The organism is Parapedobacter soli (assembly GCF_025460835.1).
In the GTDB taxonomy this organism is placed as follows: domain Bacteria; phylum Bacteroidota; class Bacteroidia; order Sphingobacteriales; family Sphingobacteriaceae; genus Parapedobacter; species Parapedobacter soli.
This window is the reverse complement of record NZ_JAMXAY010000118.1, coordinates 1-2271: the sequence shown is the minus strand read 5'-3', so window position 1 is coordinate 2271 and position 2271 is coordinate 1. Positions and strand designations below refer to the sequence as shown.

The window sequence follows — 2271 nt, the reverse complement described above, 5'->3', positions numbered from 1 at the left end:
GGTAAGCTAAAATTCGATTACCCACACTATCCGTCATAGAGCCAATAATGATGATTAACAGCAGAAATATCCTAATTATCCTAACTTCTTTCTTGTTAAGTTCTTATCCGACTGTACAAGCTCAGCACATCGTGGTTCAAAGTCATTTAAAAAAATACTATGATCAATTTAACGTAGAGGGCACCTTCGTTTTATACGACCAGGAAGCAGACAAATATCTAGTGTACAATCCGGCTCTTTCTGATCAGGCAGTTACCCCCGCATCTACCTTTAAAATTTGTCACTCACTGATTGGTCTCGAAACGGGTAATATAGAGGATGAAAACCATATCATTCACTGGGACAGTGTAGAAAGGCAACTACCTATTTGGAATAAAGACCATGATCTAAAAAATGCATTTAAAAATTCTACCGTTTGGTATTATCAAGAACTTGCTAAAACTATTGGCACTTCACAGATGGAAGACTGGCTGAATAAAGCACAATATGGCAATGCAAATACCTCAGGCGGTATTGATCGTTTTTGGTTGAGTGGAGGACTTCGTATTACACCTAAACAGCAAGTTGATTTTTTAAGGAGAATTCATAATTACCAGCTACCTTCTATGTTGAATTCCAAGCTTTTTAAGCTAAAAAATCAATTTTCTTGTTTTATTGGGCCATATACACCCATTCGGGGCTGTTAGCACCGTTTCCAGGCCAATCAACCTGAACCTAAAAGCCTTTTATCCGTTTATGGACCTCTTCAATCACTCTTCTATCAGCGGACGGGGTTTCACCGCCGCAGGGTGTCTTTCATGTTAAAAAGGAAGGGGACGGAGTCTTTACAGAGCGGTCTCACCATTGAGCCGCAGATAGCTGCTTTCGCTTGGTCCCCGCTCCGATTCTCGAAGGTCATCGGGCCGGATGCGCTTTGATTATTCGACCACCCCCATTTCATAGGGGCGCCGGTGTATGAGCACATACCTGACGCGGCTTAATATTTTCCGTGCGATGCGTATGATCTCCTTGTTCCTGTTCATCCTTTTGGAGAGTTCGCTGAAGGCGGCCATCAGGGCCGGGTCTGTTCCGATGGCATCCCAGGCGGCTTCGATGAGCATCACCTTGAGTTCCTTGCGCCCCCTGTTTACGAGTTTGCCCACCTGGAGCCGGTCTCCCGATCCATGCATGCGAGGCACGAGCCCCACGTAATGGCAAAGTTTATCCAGGTTGCTGAACCGGGTGATGTCACCGAACTCGACCAGGAAAGTGACAGCCGAGACGAACCCGATGCCAGGTATGGATAGGAGCAGTGCGTAGGATTCGCTGTATGCCGGTTTTTTGCACAGCTCGCGGATCTGCCGGTTCACCAGCAGCATTTCTTCGCGCTGGCTTTTCCCTGTGCGCAGGTAGCTATCGATCGTTTGCCGTACCGATTCCCCCGGTGTATCCGTCTCGGCCAGCCACTGCATGTAATTGCGGCTCCACGAGCGCGTCTGTCCGGCAGTGAACCTTTCCGGTATAGGTATCCCGAACTGCATGAGCAGCGACTTGACCCGTATCTTGGTGCGTGCGGTATCTTTGGAGAGCCTGAAACGCAGCCTGACCAGTGCGCGGTCGGATTCCAGTTCCACGGGGGGGACATGGATCATTTCGGCATCCCCTGAACGCAGCACTTTTGCCAGCTTCCTGCTATCGGCTTTGTCTGTCTTCTGCATTTTCTCCTTGTGGTTTGACGGTACATCCGAAGCATTGATCACCCCGCACTGGATACCCAGCCTGTTCAGGTCCCGGCAGATGGTGAACCCGCAGAACCCCGATTCGTAAACCGCTTTGTAAACCGCACCCGGGAACTTCCGTACCAGGTAATCACGGAGGATAACCGGATCGGGATCCTGGCTCATCGTCTTGTGTTCGAACTCCTGACCTAAGATAGTCACTTTCCAGCTCTTTTTGTGTACATCCAATCCTACATAAAAGGTTTGCCCGGCAAACGCATTTTCACTAACTTTACTACGCATAAGCTATTCTATATTTATTGGTGAATATTGAAATCCTTACCAATTTATACTTTTTAGCTTATGCTTCTTTGTTTTTACGATTCAAACATAGCACCTTTTTCAAAGCGATCCATTGATATTCTGAAAAAGATAATGGTATCAAATGATACTGCAGATTTTATCGTAAGGTCAAAAACAGGTTTGGGGCAGCAAGACAATCAAAATATTGGTTGGTATGTAGGTTACATAGTCATCCCTTAAATTCTGCACAACACACTAACAGTCAGTAAAA

General features: G+C 46.6%; 2 protein-coding genes. One reads left to right on the top strand and one right to left on the bottom strand.

Translation table 11 applies throughout. From position 1 onward, the window contains the following. Positions 1-47 precede the first annotated feature (47 nt). Positions 48-686 (top strand): penicillin-binding transpeptidase domain-containing protein, encoded by a 639-nt coding sequence (locus NGM62_RS21750; protein ID WP_262250407.1) that lies wholly within the window; start codon positions 48-50, stop codon positions 684-686. Between the two features lie 231 nt (positions 687-917). On the opposite strand, the gene NGM62_RS21745 is transcribed toward NGM62_RS21750, so the two are convergent. Beyond that, positions 918-2000: an IS110 family transposase gene (locus NGM62_RS21745; protein ID WP_262250406.1), complete on the bottom strand. Its 1083-nt coding sequence runs from the start codon at positions 1998-2000 to the stop codon at positions 918-920. Between the last annotated feature and the right edge of the window lie 271 nt (positions 2001-2271).